Here is a 15,103-nt window from a genome sequence, read left to right on the forward strand (position 1 = left end):
AGGAACTCTCTGCTTTTGTGAGTTAGGTCCGCCCGTACACATCCTCGAACCGGACAATGTCGTCTTCACCCAGATACTCACCGCTCTGCACCTCGATCAGGACGAGGGGCAGGATGCCGGGATTTTCCATCCGGTGCTTGTGCCCGCAGGGAATGTAAGTCGACTGGTTGGTGGACAGCAGGACCTCTCGGTCGCCATTCATCACGCGTGCCGTTCCCGACACCACCACCCAGTGCTCGGAGCGGTGGTGGTGGGCCTGCAGGGAAAGCCGGTGCCCCGGCTTCACCTCAATGCGCTTGATCTTGAAGCGGTCCCCTTCCTCAAGCACCGTGTAGGTGCCCCAGGGGCGGTGCGCGGTACGGTGAAGCTTGGCCGCCTCGTGCCCCTGCGATCTCAGGCGGTTGAAGACCGACTTGACCTGCTGGGCCTTGCCCTTGTCGGCCACAAGCAACGCATCCGGCGTGTCGATGACAAGCAGGTCGGAAACGCCGACAAGGCCTACCAGCCTGTCCTCGGCATGCACGAAGCAGTTGGTCGTGTCCTCCAGGATCGTCTCGCCCGTCGCCCGGTTGTTCTTCTCGTCCGGTTCCAGCAGTTCGGCCACCGCGGACCAGGAGCCGATGTCCGACCAGCCGCAATCGACCGGAACGCAGGCCATATTGTCCGCCTTTTCCATCACCGCATAGTCGATCGAGGTGGCGGGCGTCTCGGCGAAGGTCTCCTTGTCGATCTCGTAAACCACACGATCGGAGGAATCGCTGCGCCGCGCGGCCAGATAGGCTGCGCGCGCACCGCTCAATATGTCAGGCCGATGGGCCGAAAAGGCCTTCAACATGCTCTCGGCGCTAAAGCAGAACATGCCCGAATTCCAGAAGAAACGGCCGCTTTCCATATAGTCCGCAGCCGTCTGAGCGTCGGGCTTCTCAACGAAACGCAGGACTTTCCCGTCCTCCGCTTCGACGTAGCCGTAGCCCGTCTCAGGGCGGTCGGGCTTGATCCCAAAAGTGACGATCGCCCCCTCTGTTGCCAGGGAGGCCGCCTTTTCGACAGCCGCGCTGAACGATACCTCGTCCTGAATCAGGTGATCGGCCGGAAGAATGAGGAGAAGCGTGTCACCGCCAAGCGTCTCAGCCGCATGAACGCAGGCGAGCGCAACGGCGGCTGCCGTGTCGCGCCCCACCGGCTCCAGCAGGAACGTGTTCTTGCACGCGGCTTCACCCGCCTCGGCATAAGCGTCCACCGTAAGGAACAGCGAATCACGGCTGGTGACGGTAATCAGTTCATCCACATTGGCGAGTGCCGTGGCCCGCAAATAGGTTTTGCCGATCAGCGTTCCGCCCTCGGGCAGTTCGATGAACGGCTTGGGATGCGCCTCTCGGGAGAGCGGCCAAAGCCGCGCGCCCGCACCGCCGCTGATAATTACCGGAACAATCGTCATCTGTCCCCTCAAATTTGCACGTGCGCTGATGCTTTTCACGGACACCAGCTTTTACGACAAGTCGAAGTCGCTAATACTCTTGTAGGGCTTTTTTCTGGCAATCATCAGATTTGAATGCCGACGCCGAGATCGCGCGGAAAATACTGTCTTCTGGGCGATGGTCAATAGGCTGGTTTTGTGTTTTCACCCATGGTCGCAAGGGTGACTCCGGTTTGTCTGCCGACCGCACCAGGCGCCCAACTGATCGGTCGACACGGCAACGAATCACCGTGGCGCAAGGATCAGGCGGCGCTCATCGCCGCAACCCGGTTGGCGCCAGCGTGGGGATTTTCCAGGCAATGCATGAAATGATTGGTGGCTAACATGTCTTACATCGTCAAAATGGTGGTGCTCGCTGCCCTGCTGACGGGCTGCGGGATAACGAAGACCGTTCGCCACACGGCGGAAGGATTTGACCGAGCCGATTGCCTGTCACGCGATTTCAGAGGAGAAGCACCTTGCCCGGAACCGGCATCCGATCCCTAGAGCAAAGATCACGCGGTGCGAGGGTGGGCGCGCTCTTCGCCGTGATCGGTCTGCTTACCGGATGCGAAAGCGTGACGAAGGCGACGCTGAACGAGGTCGTCTCGTCCATTCCCTATGACCGCTATTCGTGCAGGGAACTGACCGCTCTACGAGACCAGGAAGCCAGCCGCTTCGGCCTGCCGCGCGACGCCGAGATCGACCAGAGGTGGGCGGAGTGGATCCGGAACCATCCGCCGCTCGGCTCGATCCTGCCCGACATGCGGTCAAGGACGGCGCGCGAGGCGGGGAAGGCCCGCGGCAGGATCGCCGCCATGAACCACTCCTTGCGCAGGCAAGGCTGCGAAAGCGCGGCCTGAGGCCGCCTGCACCCCCTCCCGCTTGAAACTGCACGATGCTGTGTTAGGCATCCGGCTACCCACATTCAATAACGGGAGCGGTGCATTGAGCGCAGACGAAAACCCTATCGAATCGCTGCTCATGACGCAGTATCGGGCATTTGCCACGCGCGACGCCGCGCTCATGCGCGAGGTTTACGTCGAGGACGCCGACTGGACCAACGCCTTCGGCCGCACGATCAAGGGGCGCGACAACATTGTTGCCTACCTGGAGGAGCTCTTCGCCGACACCAATTTTTCCAATGGAGAGCTCGTCGGAGAACCGGAGGTCTCGGTCCGTGCGGTGGGCGAGGACGTGGTCGCCGCAAAAATCTACACGCAAGTCAAGGGGCAGCGCACGGTGGACGGCGGCACCTTGCCGGTTCGCCACAACTATTCACTCAAGCTCATCGCCCGGCAACTGGACGGCTCGTGGAAGATCCTCTCGGAAATCTACATGGATGCTCGCCAGGACGTCACGCATATCCATGCCGACTGACGGGTGACAGACTGGCGAAGCGGAGCGCCGCGAACGGCGCCCCGCCAGCCTCCCCGATTGCAACCGGGCGATGGCAAGCGGGCCGGGATCAGACCACGCGCACGGAGATCTCTCCCACACCTTCGATCCTGCCGACCATGGTGTCGCCCCTTGTGACAGCATTCACGCCCGAAGGCGTGCCGGTCATGATCAGGTCGCCCGGCTGCAACTCGAAATAGTCCGAAAGAATGGCGATCATTTCCGGCACCTTCCAGATCATCTGGTTCAGGTCTCCGGCTTGGCGGCGCTCGCCGTTGACATCGAGGGTCACCGCGCCTTCGCTCGGATGGCCGATCCTGGAGGCCGGCACGATCGCCCCGCAGGGAGCCGATTTCTCGAACGCCTTGGCGACCTCCCACGGGCGCCCCAGCTTCTTTGCCTCCGCCTGCAGGTCCCGGCGCGTCATGTCGAGGCCGAGGCCGTAGCCGTAGATATGGTCGAGGGCGTTATCGACGGAAATGTTGACGCCACCTTTTGCCAACCCGACGACCATCTCGATCTCGTGATGCACGTCGGAAGTCTTGCTCGGGTAAGGAAATTCGCCGCCGGTAGCCACGTTGCCCGCGCTCTTCAGGAAAAAGAAGGGCGGCTCCTTGTCCGGATCGTGACCCATCTCGACAGCATGGGCGGCGTAGTTTCGACCGATGCAGAAGACCCTGTTGACGGGAAAGAGCTGATCGCTCCCCTCCACCGGCAGCGCGACAATGGCCGGCGGCGCGATCACATAGGCTTCTTGGTTGGTCTTCTTGAGGGCACTTTCGGACATCGTCAGCTCCTGACTCCTGCATAGTACTCGATGCGTTTTTCAAGGCGCGCCACCAGCTCGGCGAGCGTGAGGGCGAAGGCGAACAACAGCAGAATCAGGGCCCAGAAATGCGCCATCAGGAAGTTCTGCTGGTAGAGGGAAAACAGGGCGCCGACACCGATGATCGAGACCAGAAGCTGGCCGATCACGACGCCCTTCACCCCGCGGATCATGCCGAGGCGGATCCCGGCGAGGATTTCCGGCAGCGCGGCAAGCACGATGATCTTGCCGCGCTCGAAGCGCGAGGCGCCGAAGGAATGCGACATCTCCAGAAGCGAGGACGAGATGTTCTGCACGCCGGCGCGCGCGTCGAGGATGATGATGAAGACGGCGAACATGAAGACGGTCACGATCACCGTCGGCGTGCCCAGCCCGAAGAGGATCATGAAGATCGGCACGAGCGCGGAAAGCGGTGCCGACAGGAAGGTGTTGACCCACATGTTCAAGAGCTTGTCGATCGCCGGAACCAGCCCCATGGCGATGCCGATCGGTATTCCCACCACGAGCGCCAGCGCCAGACCGCCGACATAGGAAACAGCCGTGATCCGTATCGCCTCGGCGAAACTGCTCGAGGTGACGACGTCGCCGAGGGCCATCAGCACCTCGCTGAAGGGCGGGAACAGCATCAGGAGCTCGAACCGGCCGATGATTTCCCAGAGGATCAGCCAGACGATGAGCGAACTCATCATCGGTAGTTTTTTGCCGAACAACGTCATCCGCTCATTCCACATACTGCTTGATGGCGTGCCAGATCTCCTCGACCGTATCGAGGTAGACACGATCGCGGCGCAGATCGTCGGGATCGATGTCCTTCGGAACCTGCGGTTCGATGATCTGCGACAGGCGACCCGGACGCGGCGAGAGAAGAACGATCCTGTCGGAGACGTAGACCGCCTCCTCGATCGAGTGAGTCACGAAGAGAAACGTCTTCTTCTCCACCTCGCGCAGCCTTATCAGATCTTCCTGGAACTTGCGGCGGGTCTGCTCGTCGACCGCCGAGAAGGGCTCATCCATCAAGAGCACGTCGGCATTGACCGCCAGAGCCCGCGCCAGGCCGACACGCTGGCGCATGCCACCGGACAGTTCGTGCGGATACTTGCCCTCGAACCCGGTGAGCCCGACTTCATTGATGTAGTGGCGGGCCCGCTCTTCCCGCTCGGCCTTGCCGACACCATGCATCTTCAGGCCGAAAGCGGCGTTGTCCAGCACCGAGGCCCAGGGCATCAGGGCGAAATCCTGGAAGACGAAGGCGCGCTCGGGACCGGGCCCTTCGACGGGCTTTCCCTTCACCAACACATCACCGGCGGTCGGCGCCAACAGGCCGGCGACGATCTTCAGAAGCGTGGTCTTCCCGCATCCCGAGGGACCGAGGAGACTTGTCAGGTGCCCGGCCTCGAATTCCAAATCGATGTTCTCGAGCGCCTGAACGTCGCCATAGGTCTTGGAGACGCCGCGGACCTGGATGATCGGATCGGTGGACTGCATGCGATCTGACGGTATATCGTTTCTGGCCAGGGCGAGGTTCATGCGGAACTCCGTTTCTCGGGCCGGAAGAGCTTGCCTTCGACCCATTGAAGGAAACCGACGGTGATGATCGCCACGAGCACGATCGAGACGATCGTCGCGTACATGTGGGCGAAATTCGCCACCGAGCGATGGAAGGTGATGAGGTCGCCGATGCCGGTCGGCGTGATCAGCAGTTCGGCCAGGACCACGCCGGAAAAACCCTCCGCCACGCCGAGCCGCAGGCCAGCGAACATCATCGGGCTCGCCGCCGGCAGGATGATCTGCAGGACCTGCTGGCGGCGACTGCCCATGAAGGAGCTGCACATGGCGATGAGCGACGGCGGCACGTTGCGCACGGCCTTGTAGCTGTTCATCGCGATCACCGGCAGGGCGAGCATGACGACGGCGAGCACCTTGGCCGTCAGGCCGATGCCGTAGACGAAGGTGACGAGCGGAATGAGCGCGCTCATCGGCGCGGCCTGCATGACGATGAAGAGCGGCAGCGAGAACCATTCGACGTCCTGGCGCAACCCCATGGCAATACCCGAAGAGACACCGACGACGATGGAGAATGCGAGGCCGATCAAAAGCGGCTCGGCGGTACGCAAGTAAGCCGCACCCATGGACCCATCGGCGACCATCTCGAAGAAGGCCGTGGCCGTTTCCAGGAACGTCGGGAAGGAAAAGTTGAACCCGGTGCGGCCGGCGATTTCCCAAGTCGTCGCGAAAAGCACGACCGAAAGAATCTTCCAGAAGAGCGTCGTTTCGCCCAGCCATTGCATAAGGCCGGGCCTGTCCCGGCGACGGGCGGAAGCGACGGCTGCTGTTTGGGTCATGTCGAAATACCGTTCCGTGGGCCGCGAAGGCGGGAGACCGCGCCGCGCATATCGCCGGGCGCGCGAGACGTCAGGCGGCGCGGTTGCCGGCCCGCAGGTACTGCGGGCCGGCACCATCCGTCCTAGTTCTTCGCCGCCTCGAGCGCGGTGAAGTCCCAATACATGCCGGGGTCGAAATCCTCGCCCGGCACCTCCACCTGACCGGCCGCGGCGAGGAACTCCAGATCGTCGCGCGCATCTTCCGGCGCGCCGCCGTCAGTGGGGAAGATGCCGCTCTCGACAACCTCCTGGTAGAAGGGCGTTATATCGGCGGCCGCTTCCTCCGGCAGGTCGGGCAGAAGGCCGTATTGCTCACGCAGTTCCGCAACGATCGTTGGATCGTCGTTGATATCCTGCCAGGTACGCAAAAGCTCCTCGACGAAGACGGTCACATCGTCGGCACGCTCCTCGAGGAAGGTGGTGTTGCCGTAGAGAGCCTCGTCGGTGGCGTTGACGCCTTCCAGCGGCAGCCGCGCGAACTTGCCGCCGCCCTGATCCTGCAGCAAACGGAACGCCGCCGCATCGACGATCGAGGCGTTGACCGTGCCCTGCAGCATGGCGCCGGCGCGCACTTCCGAGCCGGGCACGTAGCTGATGTTGGAATACTCGATCCCGTGCACCTTCTCCATCAGCCGCATCAGCGCCTCGGTGCCGGAGCCGCGTGAATGGACGGTCACCTCCTGCCCGTCGAGGTCCTCCCAGCCGGAATAGACTTCCGTATTGACGACGGGGAAGAAGAGGAGCGTGCTCATGCGGTAGAACATGCGGATCGGCGCCCCCGAGTTCTGGATGAAGGCATAGGGCGCGCCTACGCCCACATCGGCCTGGCCCCCGACGACAGCCTGGGTCGCCACGTCTTCGGAGTTGAAGAAGGTGATCTCCATGGGCACACCCCGCTCCTTGGTGCGCTCCATGGCAATCAGCAGGCCAAGGCTTTCGACGCTGGCGACATCGCCCATGGCGACGTGGATCGAGTCGTCCTGAGCGGCTGCCGGCAAAGTGAAGGCCGTGGCGACAAGGGCGAAGGCACCGCCCGCAAGTGTTGTGAATGTTCGGCGTGAAATTGTCATTGCGATCCTCCCTGTGAACTGCCCGAAGACGGCCGGGCGGTGCCGGGCAGTGCCGGCGCGGCCACGACACCTCCAATACCGTGGCCAATTTTCATATTGGTTAGATGAAAACACACGATTGGTTATAGGTCAACAGGAGACATCCCGCTGTTTTCGCTGTTTTCATCATGGGAGAAACAGCTGCCCACAGCCGAATATCCGCCCTAAGCGGCACCGGTAGTGGCAAAGAGCAAAACCGACGTGAAACTGCCGTTGACCCTATGAGCTGGTAACGCTCCCGATTGACAAGGGAGCGCGATATTCCTAGGGTGCTTGAACCAATTTGAATTGGTTAAACAAGTAAGGGCAAGGGAACAAGGCTTTGCGCGGTGAAACGGACAGGAACAGCGAGCCGGAGGCGAACGTCCAGAGCACGGGCGAAGCTCACGCCCCCCATGACGCGACACTCGTGCAACTGCGCGCATGGCTGACGCGACACGACTTCCCGCCCGACACGCGGCTACCGCCGGAGCGGGAACTGGCCGTCATCCTCGGCGTCTCGCGTGGCGATCTGCGCAAGGCGCTCGCCACGCTCGAAGCCGAGGGGCATCTGTGGCGGCATGTCGGCAAGGGCACCTTCATCGGCGCCCGCAAGATGGAGGTCATGAGCCTCGCCGAGATCGATCGCGAAACCAATCCGGCCGAGGTCATGCGGACCCGCCTCCTTATAGAGCCGATCATCGCCCGCGAGGCGGCGCTGAACGCCACGTCGAAGCATCTCGAAGCTTTGCGGCGCTGCGTGCGCCGGACGCACAAGGCCACCACCTGGCGACAGTACGAGACCGCCGACAACGAGCTGCACCGCTGCATCGCCGAAGCCACCGACAACCGGCTGCTCCTGGCTCTTTTCGACGCCCTCAATGCGGTGCGCCGTGCCGTCGTTTGGGGACTCCTGCGCGCCAACACCGACCGGCCTCCTGAGGACCATCACTCCTTTGCCGAGCACGACCGCATCATCGAAGCGATCGAAAGCCGTGATCTGGAGAGTGCCGGCCGCGCCATGTACCTGCACTTGCGCGCGGTGGAGCGCAACCTGATCGAGCGCGACTTCGCCGGAGACTGAGTTCAGCCGCTGCCACAGCGCCGCGTGTCCTTCAGGCTTGCGCAAGGGCTTCGTACGCTAGATCAGTTCACCTTCACGGAAACGGTGAACTGATCTAACCATTTGATTCCACGCAATTCCAACCGGAAAACCGGCTTCCACCGGGCGCTTGCGCACCGTACCAGCCGATCCTGGCTCAATAGCCCTTCCGCGGATCGATGCGGTGCAGCGGGTCCTGCCCCTGATGCACGCGGCGGATGCTTTCGGCCACGTCACGGGAGGCCATTTCCGGCACGGTGATGCTTGCAAGGTGCGGCGTGATGTAGACGTTTTCCATCTCCCAAAAGGGATGGTCGCCCGGCAGGGGTTCGTTTTCGAACACGTCCAGCGTGGCACCCCCCAGATGGCCGCTGCGCAGGGCCGCCACAAGCGCATCCTCTTCAACCACCTCACCCCGCGAGGCGTTCACGAACTTGGCACCGCGCGGCAGACGGTCGAAGAGTTCGGCGCCGATGAATTTCCGCGTCTGCGGGGTCAGCGGCATCATGTTTACCAGGATGTCCAATTCCCCGACGAAACGCTGCCAGTCCTTCGGATCGTGAAAGCAGGTGACGGAAGGCACCTGCTTGGCCGCATGGTCCCAGCCACGCACGTCGAAGCCCAGTCCGGCCAGGGATTCCGCCACCGCCGCACCCAGCGCGCCGAGCCCCAGGATACCGACACGTGTGTGATGCAGCGGCCGCGGGTGGATATAATGCCAATCGCGGCGCTGCTTGGCGCGTTCGAACTCCGGCATGTCGCGGGCATAGCGGATGACGGCGAAGTGGACATAACTGCGCATCAGGGCGACCATGCCGGGATCCGACAAACGCGAGATCGGCACGTCCGGCAGGTCGTCGCGGTTTGTTAGAGAGTCCACCCCGGCACCGAGATTCACGACAAGCCGGATATTCTTGAAATCCCGGAAGAAGCCCGGCTTCGGCCGCCAGACGAGTGCGTAGCGCACATCGTCCGGGTTGCCGATATCCGGATGCACCCGAAAGTCGAGCGCGGGCAGCAACTGCTGCAGCGCTTCAGCCCACGGCTCCGGCTCGTCGAACTCGGAGTAGAAGACGAGAGCCCCCAGGTCGTCCGCCGGTCGGCCCTGCCCCCGAGCCACAGGCGAATTGATGACGTCAGACATGATGTCCTCCCTTAATTCGGCGACGATATTTTTCGATTGGGTGCGCCGGCCGGCGGGAATGCCGGCCGGGCACTGTTACTTCATGAAGCTCGGCAGCCATGTCGACAGGCTGGGAAAGAGGATCAGCACGAAGAGAAAGATGACGAGGCCGATCAGAAAGGGCGTGTTGGCCCTTATCACGGAGACCACTTCCTCCTGGCCGATTCGGGCTGCCACCAGAAGCGCCAGCGCCACCGGCGGCGTGATCTGGCCGATGACGACGGTGACGACGATCAGCACGCCGAAGTGAACCAGATCGACATCGAGCATCAGGAGCGAGGGCAGCAGAACCGGCATGATCATCGGAATCAGCGGATCGAGGATCATGCCGGCGATCAGCGCCAGGAGCAGCAGCAGACAGATCTGGACGACATTCGAATCGAAGGGGAAGAGATACTGCAGCCCGTCCGAAAGGGCGACCGGGACCCGCGCCTGGGACAGCGCCCAACCGAGCGCCACTGAAAAGCCGACCACGATCAGCACCTCGCCGGTGAGCACCACCGCTTCCACGGTCACCCGGCGCAGATCGGCGAGCCTGAGCGTGCGATAGATGGCCATGGCCAGGAACAATGCGTATGCGACGGCGAACGCCCCAGCCTCGGACGGCGTGAAGAGGCCGAAGACGAGGCCGCCGAGCACCAGGGTGGGAAGGCCCATGGGCAGGATCGCCTGCCTGCCGGTACGTATGAGCTCGCTCCAGGCGAAGCCCTGCATCGGCTTCCAGCCGTGCCGGCGCGCGAGGATCGACACGACCAGCATCAGGACCGCCGCAAGCAGCAGCCCCGGGATCAGGCCGGCGAGAAACAGCGCGCCCAGCGACGTCCCCGTCACCGCCGAATAGAGGATCATCGGCGAGCTCGGCGGGACCAGAATACCGATACCGGAGGACGTCGCCGTCAGCGCTGCCGAAAAGGGACCCGGATAACCGTTCTGCTTCATCTTGGGGATGACGATCGAGCCACTTCCGGCAAGGTCCGCCACCGAGGTGCCGATCATGCCGCCGAACATGAGGCTGACCGCCACGTTGACATGCGCAAGGCCGCCCCTGAGCCAGCCGAACATGGCGCTCGCGAAGGCGAAGAGCCTGTCGGCGATGCCGGAGGCGTTCATGATGCCGCCGGCCAGGATGAACAGCGGCAGGGTGACGAGGATGTAGTCCGTGATCCCGCTCAGGGTCTGCTGTGGGATGGCAAGGTCCCACCCGCCGCTCAGGAGAAGGAAGACCACCACCGAGGTGGCGAGCGATATGATGATCGGCATCCCGAGCACGGCCAGGGTGCAAAGGGTGAGGATGGTGGCAAGTGCGAGGAGGAGCATGACCTGACCTCAGCGCTTGAAGATCGAGAGAAGGAGCGTGGCGGTCAGCCCGGCCGTCGCGAAGAACAGCCCAGAGATGCCGACATATTTCGGAATTTTCAGGATCGGCGAGAGATCGCCGCCGAATTTTCCGATGTAGCGCCAAGTCAGCCAGGAGAGATAGGCCATGACGACGGCCCCAAGGAGCGCGCAGAAAGCCGCGAGCACGCGCATCTGGCGGCCGGACATACGCTCGGACAGAATGTTGCAGCAGATGAGACTCTGGCGCATCCCGGCCAGCACGATCCCCACACCGGCGATCCAGATCAGGAGATTGATGGCCATCTCTTCCGTCCACGGCAACGGTTTGGCCAGGAAATAGCGGCCGACGGCGTTGGCAAAGACCAGTGCGGTGAGCGTGCCGATCAGGAACGTCGCCGCCCATTCCAGGGCCACGGTGATACCGGCTTCGATCCAGTTCCGGCGGACGACGGTTTCCGATTTCAAAGCCTCGATTTCCGAAACCCGGCTCATGTTCGGCCCTCGTCCGGGTCGGCAGCGACGCGGCCGTCGAAGAGGCACCCGTAGCCCGGCTTGGCGCCGTTGACGTCGGCAATTTCCAGACAATGCCAGAAGGAGGCCTGTACGGCCGAAACCACCGGCTTTCCGAGCGCCTGTTCGAGCGCGTCGATGGCGCCCACCGACCAGAAATTCGTGCAGCTGATGAAGACGGCGCTGGCTTCCGGCGTATCGACCGCGCGCACGAGGTCGTAGACCTTCGAAATCGGCACTTCGGCCAATGCCTGGTCGCTGTCGATGCCCAGATTGCTATGTGAGACGACCTTGTGTCCGTTCTCCTCCAGAAAACGGATGGCACGCGCATGGACGCCGTCCACATAGGGCGTGGCCAACGCGACCGGGCCCGCCTTGACCTTCGCCAACGCGGCGAGCGTGGCGGTCGAGGCGGTGGTGACCTTCGGGCCGGGCGCCCAGCTTTTCAGCTTTTCGATCAGCCCATGGTCATAGGCGGTGCCGTGCAGGAAGGAAGCGCTGGTGCCGCCGAAGCATAAGACGTCGATGGGGGCGGAGCCCAGAAGCTCCGCCGCCTGCTTGAGTTCGGGGGCATTCATCATCTCTTCGATGCCCTCGACCGTTACCTTGGGAAGCTTGATGCGGGTGGTATGGACCGCCACGCCCGGCGCGGCCATCGCCCACATTTCGGATTCCATCACGATGCTGGAAGCCATGAAGATCAAGCCGATCCGGGCACGCGTGCCGTTTCCGTCATAGCGGAACACGGGTTGCCGCGCGCTGTTGTTGTCCATTGCCACGTCAAACCTCCCTGGGACGTCTCGCCTGTCTTTCCGGTCTGAGCTTGCGCCTTGCTACTGCGTCAGCTCGACGACCTTCGCCATGAATTCCGGCGTGACGATCTGGCCGATCTCTTCATGGATGGGCGCGGCGGCTTCCTTGAAGGCGGCAATGTCCGGCTCGTTGACGGCAACGCCGGCTTCCTCGAACTCGGAGATCAGGTTGTTGTCACTCTCCTCGGAAAGTTCGCGCGTCGCCTCGGCTCCGATCTTGGCGGCCTCGACCACCTTGGCCTGCAGGTCTTCGGACAGGCTGTCCCAGGTGTCGCCGTTCATGGCGAGCGTGATCGGCGAATAGACGTGGTTGGTCAGGGAGATGTAGTCCTGCACCTCGTGCAGCGAGAACTCCTTGATCACCGACAGCGGGTTCTCCTGCCCGTCGAGCGCACCCTGGCGCAGCGCCACATAGACGTCGCCGAGCGACATCGGCGTCGGTGCCGCACCGAGCATTTCGAAGGCCATGATGCGGGTCTCGCTGCCCGGCGTGCGCAGCTTCAGGCCCTGAAGGTCGTCGGGAGTCTCGATCGGGCGGACATTGTTGCTGATGGCCCGGAATCCGAGCTCTCCGAAGGCGAGGACCTGGAGATTGGCTTTTTCCCGCAGGGATTCGGCCAGGATGTCTCCGAGCTCACCGTCCAGCGCCGCGCGAGCATCCTCCTTGGAGCCGAACAGAAACGGCGCATCGAAGATGGCGAACTTCTCGTCGAGTTGCACCACGTCCGATCCGAGCGGAACGACATCCGCCTCCCCGACACGGATCATCTCCATCAATGCGACTTCGTCGCCGAGTGCGCCGCCTTCATAGAAGTCGAGCGTCACCTCGTCGCCGGCACTCTCTGAAAGCGCATCCCGGAAATGCGTCAGCATCACGTTCAAGGGATCACCCGGCGTCGTTTCGACGGCGAGGCGCAACTCCGTTTGCGCGGCCGCTCCGTGCGCGGAGAGCGCGAGGGCTGCCGCGGCCGCAAGTCCAAGTACTTTTCTGCCCAGGATTCCCATTCTTCATTCCCCTTTTATGGTTTGCATTCGAAGCTGTGGCGGGTTAAGTCCGCTCACGCTCTCAGCGCCGATTTTCCGGCAACGATGCAATCGGTCCCAACGTGCGACCAATCTCTACCTGATGTCCCAGACAGACAACCGGAGCCGCTTTGGCGGGCCGTTCGTCGGCGCATACAGACATGTTGCCGCACGCCCTTGCATAATTAAAATAGTATTATTCGTTGTTTGTGATAGGCTGGGTCTATGCAGTTCTCCCTGCGGACCCTCAAATACATCGTAGCGATCGCCGACACCGGCGCGATGACGGAGGCCGCGCGTCAACTCAACATCTCCCAGCCGTCGATTTCGAGCGCACTCAATGCCGCGGAAGAGGCCCTGGGCATCCAGCTTTTCGTGCGCCACCACGCCCGCGGCGTCACGCCGACCGTGGCCGGACGGCGCTTCGTCAACGAGGCCCGGCTCCTGCTCAAGCAGGCGCGGGATTTCGAGCGCAGCATCGATTCCCTGGGCGCCAGCATGACGGGCGAGATCACCGTCGGCGCGTTCGTCACGCTCGCTACACGCTACATGCCCGGACTCCTGTCGGAGTTCGCGACCAGGATGCCGGGGATCACCGTGCGGCTGAAGGAGGGCAACCAGCAGGAAGTGGTGGAGGATCTTCTGACGGGGCGCACGGAACTGGCGCTGGCCTACGCCTACGCACTGCCCGGCGAGATCGAGGGCGAGCGGCTGATCGATCTGCCGCCCTATCTCCTTCTGTCGGCGGACCATCCGGCGGCCTCGAAACCCGCAGTGAGCCTGAAGGAGGTCGCGGGCGAGCCCTTCATCCTGCTCGACCTGCCGCACTCGCGCGATTATTTCATGAACCTCTTCATGACCTGCGGCGTGCTGCCGAAGATCATCTACCGATCGCAATCATACGAGCTGATCAGGGGGCTGGTCGGCCGCAGCTGCGGCTACACGATCCACAATGCGCTGCCCGGCACCTCGCTCACCTATGACGGGAGCTTCGTCACGGCCCGTCCCATCGTCGAGAAGCTGCCGGCCGTGCAGGTGATGTGCCTCCATCTCGGTCGCAGCAGGATGCGCCCCGCGGTGCAGACATTCGCGCATTTCCTCGAGGAGGCCTTCGCGCCCGGCGGCATGTTCCACTCGGACACGCATCTCATGAGTCTCGATGCAAAGGCACGGCGCGCCGAAGCTGTATATTGAGCAAACCGGTCTGAGGCCGCTCGTTTCCAGCAGCGGCCTGACCGGGTGCGCCGGGACTGTCAGCGCCCGGTCTTCGCCCGCCACGCATCGAATTTCTTCTGGTTCTCTTCCTTGGTGCAGGGATAAAGACCGATGATCGGCGCACCGGCCTTGACCTCCTCGAGCACGAAGGCCTCAAACGCTTCCATGCCGCTGCATTCCTCGGCGATCTCGTCGGCCAGATGGGCCGGGATGACGATGACGCCGTCACCGTCACCGACCACCACGTCGCCCGGGAATACCGGCGCATCGCCGCAGGAGATCGGCACGTTGAGGTCGAGCGCCTCGTGCAATGTGAGGTTCGTCGGCGCGGAAGGCTTGGCATAGTAGGCGGGCATATCCAGCGCACCGATCCCCTCGGCATCGCGGAACCCGCCGTCCGACACCACACCGGCCGCACCGCGCAGGGCAAGCCGCGTCAGGAGGATCGAGCCGGCGGTGGCCGCCCGGGCATCCTTGCGCGCATCCATCACCAGCACATGGCCGGGTGGGCATTCTTCGATGGCCACGCGCTGGGGATGATCGGGGTTGCGGAAGACGGTGATGGGGTTTCGGTCCTCGCGCGCGGGGATGTAGCGCAAAGTGAAGGCCTGCCCCACCATGTTCTCCTTCTTGGGGCTCACCGGCACCACGTCCTGGATGAACTGCTTGCGCAGGCCGCGCTTGTAGAGGGCAGTGGCGATGGAGGCGGTGGAGACCGTCTTGAGCTTGGTGCGCGTTTCGTCGGAAAGGATGTAGTCGGTCATGGGATCC

The 15,103-nt window shown here is 63.0% G+C and carries 16 protein-coding genes; 4 read left to right on the forward strand and 12 right to left on the reverse strand.

What is annotated here, in order from left to right:
* Positions 1-22 precede the first annotated feature (22 nt).
* On the reverse strand, positions 23-1,438 hold the full coding sequence (locus SIN08_RS22300) for a mannose-1-phosphate guanylyltransferase/mannose-6-phosphate isomerase (protein WP_322453818.1): 1,416 nt from the start codon (positions 1,436-1,438) through the stop codon (positions 23-25).
* A gap of 548 nt (positions 1,439-1,986) precedes the next feature.
* Between SIN08_RS22300 and SIN08_RS22305 the strand changes: the two genes are divergently transcribed.
* Complete coding sequence (locus tag SIN08_RS22305) at positions 1,987-2,319, forward strand: hypothetical protein (protein ID WP_322453819.1); 333 nt, start codon at positions 1,987-1,989, stop codon at positions 2,317-2,319.
* 85 nt (positions 2,320-2,404) lie between these two features.
* On the forward strand, positions 2,405-2,836 hold the full coding sequence (locus SIN08_RS22310) for an SgcJ/EcaC family oxidoreductase (protein WP_322453820.1): 432 nt from the start codon (positions 2,405-2,407) through the stop codon (positions 2,834-2,836).
* Between the two features lie 88 nt (positions 2,837-2,924).
* On the opposite strand, the gene SIN08_RS22315 is transcribed toward SIN08_RS22310, so the two are convergent.
* From SIN08_RS22315 to SIN08_RS22335, 5 genes are all read right to left on the reverse strand, one after another.
* Positions 2,925-3,641: a fumarylacetoacetate hydrolase family protein gene (locus tag SIN08_RS22315; protein WP_322453821.1), complete on the reverse strand. Its 717-nt coding sequence runs from the start codon at positions 3,639-3,641 to the stop codon at positions 2,925-2,927.
* 2 nt (positions 3,642-3,643) lie between these two features.
* Positions 3,644-4,396, reverse strand: coding sequence for an ABC transporter permease (locus SIN08_RS22320; RefSeq protein WP_322453822.1), 753 nt, complete (start codon positions 4,394-4,396; stop codon positions 3,644-3,646).
* Positions 4,397-4,400: 4 nt separating this feature from the next.
* Complete coding sequence (locus tag SIN08_RS22325) at positions 4,401-5,207, reverse strand: ABC transporter ATP-binding protein (RefSeq protein WP_322453823.1); 807 nt, start codon at positions 5,205-5,207, stop codon at positions 4,401-4,403.
* Positions 5,204-6,022, reverse strand: a complete 819-nt coding sequence (locus SIN08_RS22330; protein ID WP_416208120.1) for an ABC transporter permease — start codon at positions 6,020-6,022, stop codon at positions 5,204-5,206. The genes SIN08_RS22325 and SIN08_RS22330 overlap by 4 nt, the downstream gene beginning before the upstream one ends.
* A 122-nt stretch (positions 6,023-6,144) precedes the next feature.
* Positions 6,145-7,131 (reverse strand): ABC transporter substrate-binding protein, encoded by a 987-nt coding sequence (locus tag SIN08_RS22335; RefSeq protein WP_322453824.1) that lies wholly within the window; start codon positions 7,129-7,131, stop codon positions 6,145-6,147.
* Between the two features lie 448 nt (positions 7,132-7,579).
* Between SIN08_RS22335 and SIN08_RS22340 the strand changes: the two genes are divergently transcribed.
* Entirely contained in the window at positions 7,580-8,233 is a 654-nt protein-coding gene (locus tag SIN08_RS22340) for a FadR/GntR family transcriptional regulator (protein WP_322454057.1), read from the forward strand.
* A gap of 175 nt (positions 8,234-8,408) precedes the next feature.
* Here the strand turns inward: SIN08_RS22340 and SIN08_RS22345 are convergent, their stop codons facing one another.
* The 5 genes from SIN08_RS22345 to SIN08_RS22365 form a co-directional block, all read right to left on the reverse strand.
* On the reverse strand, positions 8,409-9,395 hold the full coding sequence (locus SIN08_RS22345; RefSeq protein ID WP_322453825.1) for a glyoxylate/hydroxypyruvate reductase A: 987 nt from the start codon (positions 9,393-9,395) through the stop codon (positions 8,409-8,411).
* Positions 9,396-9,470: 75 nt separating this feature from the next.
* A complete protein-coding gene (locus tag SIN08_RS22350) occupies positions 9,471-10,751 on the reverse strand; it encodes a TRAP transporter large permease (RefSeq protein ID WP_322453826.1) in 1,281 nt (426 codons plus the stop codon).
* Between the two features lie 9 nt (positions 10,752-10,760).
* On the reverse strand, positions 10,761-11,264 hold the full coding sequence (locus SIN08_RS22355; RefSeq protein WP_322453827.1) for a TRAP transporter small permease: 504 nt from the start codon (positions 11,262-11,264) through the stop codon (positions 10,761-10,763).
* Positions 11,261-12,055, reverse strand: coding sequence for an Asp/Glu racemase (locus tag SIN08_RS22360; protein WP_322454058.1), 795 nt, complete (start codon positions 12,053-12,055; stop codon positions 11,261-11,263). Before SIN08_RS22360 ends, SIN08_RS22355 begins: the two co-directional genes overlap by 4 nt.
* Before the next feature lie 60 nt (positions 12,056-12,115).
* Positions 12,116-13,099: a TRAP transporter substrate-binding protein gene (locus SIN08_RS22365; protein ID WP_322453828.1), complete on the reverse strand. Its 984-nt coding sequence runs from the start codon at positions 13,097-13,099 to the stop codon at positions 12,116-12,118.
* Between the two features lie 243 nt (positions 13,100-13,342).
* Here SIN08_RS22365 and SIN08_RS22370 point away from each other — a divergent pair, with 243 nt between their 5' ends.
* Positions 13,343-14,311 (forward strand): LysR family transcriptional regulator, encoded by a 969-nt coding sequence (locus SIN08_RS22370; protein ID WP_322453829.1) that lies wholly within the window; start codon positions 13,343-13,345, stop codon positions 14,309-14,311.
* 59 nt (positions 14,312-14,370) lie between these two features.
* Here the strand turns inward: SIN08_RS22370 and SIN08_RS22375 are convergent, their stop codons facing one another.
* Positions 14,371-15,096, reverse strand: a complete 726-nt coding sequence (locus tag SIN08_RS22375) for a ribonuclease activity regulator RraA (protein WP_322453830.1) — start codon at positions 15,094-15,096, stop codon at positions 14,371-14,373.
* Positions 15,097-15,103 lie beyond the last annotated feature (7 nt).

This window comes from Chelativorans sp. M5D2P16 (genome assembly GCF_034427935.1).
Lineage (GTDB): Bacteria > Pseudomonadota > Alphaproteobacteria > Rhizobiales > Rhizobiaceae > Chelativorans.